This window comes from Actinoplanes rectilineatus, assembly GCF_000962825.1.
GTDB lineage: Bacteria > Actinomycetota > Actinomycetes > Mycobacteriales > Micromonosporaceae > Actinoplanes > Actinoplanes rectilineatus.
Genome location: NZ_JZKF01000163.1, coordinates 1 through 7,717, shown reverse-complemented (window position 1 = coordinate 7,717; position 7,717 = coordinate 1). Strand labels below are relative to the sequence as shown.

The 7,717-nt window shown below is 71.9% G+C and carries 9 protein-coding genes; 5 read left to right on the top strand and 4 right to left on the bottom strand.

Going from position 1 to position 7,717, the window contains the following annotated elements; translation table 11 throughout:
• Positions 1 to 599: 599 nt before the first annotated feature.
• Positions 600 to 1,259, top strand: a complete 660-nt coding sequence (locus WH85_RS45425; RefSeq protein ID WP_157411642.1) for a hypothetical protein — start codon at positions 600 to 602, stop codon at positions 1,257 to 1,259.
• Here WH85_RS45425 and WH85_RS45420 read toward each other — a convergent pair.
• Positions 1,237 to 2,166, bottom strand: coding sequence for a WD40 repeat domain-containing protein (locus WH85_RS45420; RefSeq protein WP_045748438.1), 930 nt, complete (start codon positions 2,164 to 2,166; stop codon positions 1,237 to 1,239). The genes WH85_RS45425 and WH85_RS45420 overlap by 23 nt on opposite strands.
• Before the next feature lie 100 nt (positions 2,167 to 2,266).
• Here WH85_RS45420 and WH85_RS45415 point away from each other — a divergent pair, with 100 nt between their 5' ends.
• The 3 genes from WH85_RS45415 to WH85_RS45405 are packed head-to-tail and all read left to right on the top strand — an operon-like array spanning position 2,267 to position 5,750.
• Positions 2,267 to 3,118: an LLM class flavin-dependent oxidoreductase gene (locus tag WH85_RS45415; RefSeq protein ID WP_045748437.1), complete on the top strand. Its 852-nt coding sequence runs from the start codon at positions 2,267 to 2,269 to the stop codon at positions 3,116 to 3,118.
• On the top strand, positions 3,118 to 4,365 hold the full coding sequence (locus WH85_RS45410; RefSeq protein WP_045748436.1) for an LLM class flavin-dependent oxidoreductase: 1,248 nt from the start codon (positions 3,118 to 3,120) through the stop codon (positions 4,363 to 4,365). The genes WH85_RS45415 and WH85_RS45410 overlap by 1 nt, the downstream gene beginning before the upstream one ends.
• Positions 4,362 to 5,750, top strand: a complete 1,389-nt coding sequence (locus WH85_RS45405) for an NtaA/DmoA family FMN-dependent monooxygenase (RefSeq protein WP_211275653.1) — start codon at positions 4,362 to 4,364, stop codon at positions 5,748 to 5,750. The genes WH85_RS45410 and WH85_RS45405 overlap by 4 nt, the downstream gene beginning before the upstream one ends.
• Here WH85_RS45405 and WH85_RS45400 read toward each other — a convergent pair.
• Together WH85_RS45400 and WH85_RS45395 are read right to left on the bottom strand one after the other, a co-directional pair.
• The gene (locus tag WH85_RS45400; RefSeq protein ID WP_045748435.1) at positions 5,702 to 6,097 is read right to left on the bottom strand and encodes a VOC family protein; all 396 of its coding nucleotides are present in this window, start codon (positions 6,095 to 6,097) and stop codon (positions 5,702 to 5,704) included. The genes WH85_RS45405 and WH85_RS45400 overlap by 49 nt on opposite strands.
• Complete coding sequence (locus WH85_RS45395) at positions 6,094 to 6,531, bottom strand: MarR family winged helix-turn-helix transcriptional regulator (protein WP_045748434.1); 438 nt, start codon at positions 6,529 to 6,531, stop codon at positions 6,094 to 6,096. The genes WH85_RS45400 and WH85_RS45395 overlap by 4 nt, the downstream gene beginning before the upstream one ends.
• Before the next feature lie 104 nt (positions 6,532 to 6,635).
• Here WH85_RS45395 and WH85_RS45390 point away from each other — a divergent pair, with 104 nt between their 5' ends.
• On the top strand, positions 6,636 to 7,031 hold the full coding sequence (locus WH85_RS45390) for a nuclear transport factor 2 family protein (RefSeq protein ID WP_052721310.1): 396 nt from the start codon (positions 6,636 to 6,638) through the stop codon (positions 7,029 to 7,031).
• Here the strand turns inward: WH85_RS45390 and WH85_RS45385 are convergent.
• A complete protein-coding gene (locus WH85_RS45385) occupies positions 7,028 to 7,693 on the bottom strand; it encodes a nucleoside/nucleotide kinase family protein (RefSeq protein WP_245674384.1) in 666 nt (221 codons plus the stop codon). The genes WH85_RS45390 and WH85_RS45385 overlap by 4 nt on opposite strands.
• Between the last annotated feature and the right edge of the window lie 24 nt (positions 7,694 to 7,717).

Below are 7,717 nucleotides of genomic sequence, written 5' to 3'. Positions count from 1 at the left end.
GCCGGTGGCGGGCTACCAGCAGTTGTGCCGGTTGTTGGCCGCCTCGGGTCCGGGGACGTTCGGCGAGCTGGACTCGACCGGTGCCCGGTCGGTGTTGCGCCGTTACTCCGATGCCTGGTTCTCGGCGGCTGCCCGGCGTAAGGCGGGGCATGGTGAGGTGCGGTTTCCGCGCCGCCGTCGGGGGTTGATGCCGGTGCGCTGGTATCACGGCACGTTCACTATCGCCGGCCGGGTTCTGCGCATCCCCGTGGCCCGGGGTCGTCCGCCGTTGCTGGTGCGTCTGGACCGGGAGGTGCCCTACCCGGCCACGACAGTACGGTCGGTGACCCGTATCCCGGGAGGCGCGACCACCACCCCACCGAGAATCACCTCAGGTGGGTTGGTCATGCACCGTCGGGCCGGACGGCACCTCCCCGGTGTCGCAACGGCACGGCGTGACCCCCGACGCCCACCAGCGCCGACAGGGTCGGATGGCCGGCGGAGGCCCGCCCCACCCCTACGGGAGGGGAGTCGCTCGCACACACCCGTGCGCGAGGATCCACAACGCACACCGACACCCACCCGGTGAACGTTCTTGGACACCGCACTAACCTGGCTCGGTGCGTTCACCGATCATGGTTGTCGCCTGTGCCGCGGCTGTTGTTGCCGTCGTGGGTGGGCTGTTCGAGAGTCCCTGGCTCGCCGGAGGTGGGTTCCTCGTGGCGGCCAGCGCTCTGGGCGTACACCCGGGGTTGATGAATGTCCTGGTGCCTCCGTTTCAGCGGCTGCTGCTGCGGGTGATTCTCGGGCTGGCGGCGGTGGCGGTGGGGATCCGCGCGTACGGGTGGTGGGTGTGGCAGTCGCGGTCGGTGGCGCTGACCGGGCCGGAACTGCTGACGTTGACCACCGACGCGGACTACCTGCAGTGGTCGGTGCTGCGGGCGCTGTTCGTGGCGGGGGCGCTGCTGCTGGCCGCGGCGCTGGCGGTGCTCGCGGTGGCGCTGACGGTCCGTGCGGCGCCGGCCCGCCAGCGGATCGCGGCGTGCGCGGCGGCGGGGCTGGTCGGGCTGGCGATCCCGGCCTGGTCCGCGATGCAGGACCTGCTGCTGCTCCAGCGGTCGGCGGCGTTGTTCCTCACCCTGCCGGCGGGCAGCGGCACGGCGGTGGGTACGAGCGACGGCCCGTTCCCGGAGACCGCCCTGATGATCGCCCTGCTGCTGGTCGGCACCGGGCTGACCGTGCTGGCCGCCGCCCACCTCAGCCGGCGGACGGAGGACTGAGCGCCGGCGGGATCGGCCAGGGCACTCCGGTCTCGGCGTCCCAGCGCAGGATCGTGCCGCCGTCCGAGCTGAACAGCACCGGGCGGCCGTCGAGCACCATCACGACCATGGTGTAGACGGACCGGCGGTGACCGCGCAGGGGTTCGCCGACCGGTTCGCCGGTGGCCGCGTCGGTCCGCAGGATCTGCCGGCCGGCGGCGACCGCGTCGAAAGGATGCCCGTCGACGGTGTACCGGACGCGCTTGTCGGGGGCTTTGTACGGCGGTGGGGGAGTCCGCCAGGTGCGCCAAGCCCGGGTCAACCGGTGTAGCCCTGTCGGGGGCGGTTCCGGCGGTGGGGAGAGGTCGGCGCCGGTCGCCGGGTCCAGCACGATGTCGCCGACGGTCAGGCGGCCGTCGGCGACGCCGAGATCGCGATACCAGGGGGCGCGGAAGAACGGGCGAGCCTTGCCGCGCCACTCGAGCGGGAAGGCACCCGCGTAGTCCCCGCCGAGCAGTCGTTCCACCTCGTCGCGGACCTCCGGCACCCGGCGGGCGGCCTCCTCCAGCAGTGGGCGGCTCGCCTGAACCGCCGCGTGCAGGCCGTCCACCTTGGCGTCGAGGTCGGCGTCGGTGATGCCGACGGGTTCCAGGGGTGACCCCATGATCTCGCCGATCGCCTGGACGGCGGCGACCGCGTCGTCTGCCGCCATCCGTGCCAGGAACGGGATCAGCCGGGCGACTCCCGGTACGTACCCGCAGTCGGTGCCGCACTCGGTGTAGTGGTAGTCGGCGTCCTCGAGGAAGAGCTCGGCGATGTGCTCCGGGTACCAGCCCGCTCGCATGGCGCTGAGGACCTGGTCGCCGGTCGGCCGGTTGTAGGCGGTCGCCAGGATCTCGTCCCAGGGCACGTCCTCCGGATTCTCCACATGATCATTGTTGCAGGGCGGTGCTCGTGACACATGTGAATATCGATGGCATAGTTCGGCTATAGGGTTACCGGTATATCGCGATCACCCGGGGGTGCGCATGACCGGACAACTCCTCTTCGCGCTGGAGGTCGGCGGCGCTGCCGACGTCGCCACGCTGACCAGGGACGTCGCCGCCGCCGAAGCGGCCGGGTTCGTGCTGGTGACGATCGCCGACTCGCCGCTGCCACCGGACGGGGGACCGCCGCGGATCGAGGCCGGGGTCCGCGCGGCGTACCTGTCCCGGCGCACCTCCCGGATCGGGCTGGCGCCGACCCTGCACGCCACCGTGACCGAACCGTTCCACCTGGCCACCCAGCTCGCGTCGCTCGACCACGCCTCACTCGGCCGGGCCGCGTGGGTGGTCGGCGCCGAGCACTCCGCGGACGCGTACGCCACGGTGGGGGAACCGGTTCTGACTGGTGATGACCTGCGCCGTGAGCTCGAGGACGTGATCGACGTGGCCCGCCGGCTGTGGGACTCGTGGGAGAGCGACGCGGTGATCCGGGACGTCGCCACCGGACGGTTCCTCGACGCCGACCGGGTGCACCACGTGAACTTCACCGGCGCCCGGTTCTCGATCGTCGGCCCTCTGATCACACCCCGCCCGCCGCAGGGCCGGGTCGTGGTGATCGGCGCGGACACCCTCGGCGTCACGAGCCGGCTCGACGTCGCGCTGGTCGGGCTCGACGACGTGGCGGTCCGCGCGGAGAAGGCCCGCGCCGAGGGGGCACCACTGGTCTTCGCCGACGTGCCGGAGCCGGACCCCGGCCTGCTCGACGAACTCGCCGGCGTGGTCGACGGCGTCCGCCTGCACACCACCGACGTCAGCGGGCTGATCGGGAGCGTCCGCCCGCGCCCCACCACCGGCGCCACGCTGCGGGAGCGGCTCGGCCTGCGACAGGAGAACTGATGCTGCACCTGGGACTCTTCTTCGCCGGCGTCGGACCCCAGCTGATCTGGTCCGCGCCCGACTTCGCCCCGCACACCCACATCGACACGTTCGTGCGGACGGCGCAGACCCTCGAGCGCGGCCTGTTCGACGCGTTCTTCCTCGGGGACGGTCTACGCGTACGCGAGAACCGCGGAAGAATCCACGACCTGGACGTCGCCGGACGACCGGATGCGATCACCCAGCTCGCGGCCCTGGCGGCGGAGACCGGGAAGATCGGCCTGGTCGCGACGCAGAACACCACCTACAACTACCCGGCCGACCTGGCGCGCCGGCTGGCGAGTCTGGACGCGATCTCCGGCGGCCGCGCCGGCTGGAACATCGTGACCACGGACAATGCCTGGACCGGCGAGAACTTCCGGCACGGTGGGTGGTTGCCCCATGAGCGACGGTACGAACGTGCGCGCGCGTTCGTCGAGACGGCCCAGGCGTTGTGGGCGGGCGAGTCCGTCGACCGGCACACCGACCTGATCAATGTGACCGCGCCGCCGACGGTACCCGCGCGGCCGGTGCTGTTCCAGGCCGGCGACTCAGCCGGCGGCCGTGACCTGGCCGCACGCCACGCCGACGTGGTCTTCTCCGCCAACACCGACTTCGACAAGGCCATCGGGTACGCGGAAGATCTGCGTCGACGCCTGGCCGCCCACGGTCGCCGGCCGGACGCGGTGCGCATCCTCCCCGGCGCGCAGGTGATCCTCGGCGACACCCCCGAGGAGGCCCGCGAGAAGGCGGCGTGGATCCGTCGCGAACAGACCAACGGGCCCCGGGCGCTGGCCTTCCTGGAACAGTACTGGGGCAAGGATCTGTCCGGTTTTGATCCGGACGGACCGTTGCCGGACATCGAACCGTCGGACAGCGAACTGGACCCGTCCCGCGGCACCATCGCGATCGAGCACCGGACCGGCAAGCGGGAGCGGATCGCGGGCTGGCGCCGGCTGGCCGCCGACCGCGGGCTCTCGATCCGCGAACTGGTCATCGAGGTCACCCCGCAGCACAGCACGTTCGTCGGGACGCCGGGGCGGATCGCCGAGGAGTGGGCGAGGTACGACGAGGCCCGCGCGGTCGACGGCTTCAACATCCTGCCGCAGCTGCTGCCCGGGACGGTCGAGGACATCGTCGACAAGCTCGTCCCCGAGCTGCAGGAGCGGGGGTTGTACCGGACCGCGTACACCGGCTCGACGTTGCGCGAACACCTGGACCTGCCGTGACCGGGCGTTTCCTCGCCACGATCGCCGGGGCGGGCGGGCACCCCGGGCCGTACGAGCTGGCCCTCGACCCCGAACGCTCCACCCTCGACACCGCCCGGCTGGTCGCCGCGCGCGCCGAGGCGGCCCGGATCGACGCCCTGTTCGTGCCGGACCTGCTGGAGTTCGGCGCGCAGGGCACGATCGGCGCGCAGGAGCCGCTGGTCTTCGTGGCCGCGCTCTCCCAGGTCACCACGCACGCGGGACTGATCGCGACGGTCTCGACCACGTTCCACCACCCGTTCAACCTGGCCCGGATGTTCGGCACGCTCGACCACGTCAGCAACGGCCGGGCCGCATGGAACCTGGTCACCTCGTCGATCGGCGAACGGAACTTCGGCGCGGGCGACCTGCCGTCGCCGGAGCAGCGGTACGCCCGCGCGGCCGAGACGCTCGACGTGGTGAACGCCCTGTGGGACAGCTGGCGGCCGGGGGCGCTGCGCCCGGGGCCGGACGGTCGTGCGATCCTCGACCCGGCGCTGATCCGGCCGATCGACCACGCCGGCGACCACTTCACGATCGAGGGACCGCTCAACATCCCGCCCCTCCCGCAGGGGCGGCCGGTGCTGATCCAGTCCGGTCAGTCCGCCGCCGGCATCGCGCTGGGTGCCCGATACGCCGAGATCGTCTTCACCGCCCTGCCGAGTCTCGCCGACGCGCACCGCTTCACCGGCGCGATCCGCTCGCAGGCCGCCGCACACGGGCGTACCGGGCTACCACTGATCTTCAGTTCCTTCCACGCGACGTACGGCGCCACCGAGGCGGAGGCGCAGCGGCTGGTCCGGGACCGGCTGGCGGCGATCGACTACGACGCCGGGCGCGCGCTGGTGGCGGACATGCTCGGCGGCGGCGTCGACCTGAGCGAGGCGAAACTCGACGACCCGCTGCCGTCGTCGCTGCTGCCGGATCTGGCGTCGCTCAACCGGCGCCGCGGGCGGGCGGAGATCTTCAGCCGGCTGATCCGGGACGGGCGCACCCTGCGGGAACTCGTCCAGGCGGCGCAGGACACCGGGCACTGGTCGGTGGCCGGGACGCCGGAGCAGCTGGCCGACGCGGTCGAGGAACGGTTCCGGGCCGGGGTGCTGGACGTGCTGTCGCTCAACGGGCTGGCCGACGACCGGGAACACGACTTCGTGGTGAACGGGCTGCTGCCGGAGCTGCGGCGGCGCGGCATCGTGAAGCCGGACTACCGCGGAACCCTGCGCGAGAACCTCGGCCTCCCGGCTCTTCAGCCGGCCGCTGTCTCCGTCTCTCAGTCCGCCGCGATCTCCACCTCTCAGTCCGCCACGATCCCCACCTCTCAGTCCGCCACGATCTCGACCTCGAAGCCGGCTGCGTCCTCCAGGTAGGCGGCGTAGGAGTCCGGGCCGCCCGCGTGCGGATGCCGGTCGGCGAAGAGCAGGGTCCAGCCGTGGGCGGGCGCCGCAGCGGCGAGGGCGTCCACCTCGGCGCGGGTGCCGCCCCAGAACGCGACGTGGTTCATGCCGCTGCGGATCCGGTCGGTGTTGCCGCGTACGTGATCGGAACCGGACTCCAGCACCACGTAGGCGTCGCCCTGGCGCCAGCTCCGGCCGGTCGGCCAGGAACTGTCCAGGGTGTAGCCCAAGCGCGCGAGCAACCAGGGCCACGGGCCGTCGTCGTTCGTGGCGTCGTCGTGCCACAGTTCCAGGTGGTGCAGCTGTCCGCGCCGGCTCACGGGGTGCGCTCGCCGGTGTGGTGGTCGACGATCCTGGTCAGCAGGTGGACCAGCTGGTCGCGTTCGGCTGCGGACAGCGGCGCGCAGATCTCGTCCTGGATGCCGGCCAGGACCGTTTCCAGGGTGGCCAGGTGGCGTTCGCCCGCCGGGGTGAGCGTGACGATGTTGCGGCGGCGGTCGTCCGGGTCCGGGGTGCGTTCGATCAGCCGCTGCGCGGTCATCTCGTTGAGGGCGGCGACCACGTCGCTGCGGTCGATGCCGGTGGCCCGGCCGAGCGTGGCCTGGCTGGCCGGACCGGCGGCGGCGAGCGCGGCCAGCAGCCGGTAGTGGTAGCCGCGGGCGCCTGCGGTGGCGAATCCCTCGGCCAGCAGCCGGTGGCTGTGCATCGAGGCCTGGCCGATCAGCCAGCTCGGCACGTGGCGGAGCGTCGTCATGCCGATCAGCGTACCGGTCTTGTTGGTGCGACCAACGATCCGCTAGTGTTGGAGGTGCCAACATTGGTCGTACCAATGAAATGGGGTCTGCTGTGGAACTTGAATTGAGCGAGCTGGCATCCCGCCTGGTCCGGGTGCTCGACGAGAAGCGCTACGACGCGATGGCGTCGGTGTTCACCGAGGACGCCGTGGTCGCCACACCGACGGGGGAGGCGCGCGGGCTGGCGGCGCTGGTGGAGAAGGCACAGACGAACCGGCCGGACGGGGTGATGACGCAGAGCTTCCTCACCAACCAGCTGGTCACCGTCGACGGGGCGACCGCGACCATCGACGCGAACCTGCTTGTCGTCTTCATCCGGGAGGGCGGCTCGTCGAACCTGTTCGGCGAGCGGTACCACCTGACGGCCGTCCGGACCGCGCACGGCTGGCGGATCTCCCGGGTCGGCGGCACCCCGCTGTGGGAGGCGCCGGTGCCCGATCTGAAACGACTCGTTCCCTAAGCGCCGTGCACGATGCGGGGCGCGGTCACATCCTCGTTGTCCACGAGGATGTCCGCGTTCTGCTGCGGCGAACACTCCTTGAAGTAGATGCGCTGGGCTCCGGCGTACCGCTGAAAGGCCGCATCCGAAGGATCCGGGCTGGACCCGTCGCGGATCGCCATCCGGCGCGCCGTCTCCGCGAAGGGCACGTCCAGGAAGACCGTCAGATCCCAGGTGCCGGCCAGTTCGGTGCGCTGCAGGAAGAGGCCGTCGACGATCAGGACACTCGCCGGGCCGGCGGTCCGCGGCTCCGGGGTGAGCAGTTCATCGGTAGCCAGGTCGTGGCCGGCGGGCCGGTATCGCCGCGAACCGCCCGGCGCGAACGGCTCCAGGACGAACTCGCGGAACCGCGGATAGTCGTAGGAGTCCTGCCAGAAACCCTCCGGGGAGTGCCGGCCCCGCCGGTAACGGACCGCCCGGACATGGTGGAAGTCGTCGAGCGAGATGCGGACGACCTCACGCCCGAGCGCGCGGACCGTCGTGGCCAGCGCGTCGGCGGCGACGGTCTTGCCGGAGCCGTCGGGGCCGTCGATCGCCACCAGGACAGGTGCCGTGCCCCGGGCGGCCGGGATGCGCCCGGCGATCGTGGCGAGGACGGCCTGCCGGCGCGGAGAGCTGATCACGGGTTCAGTGTGGCGGTGTCGGGG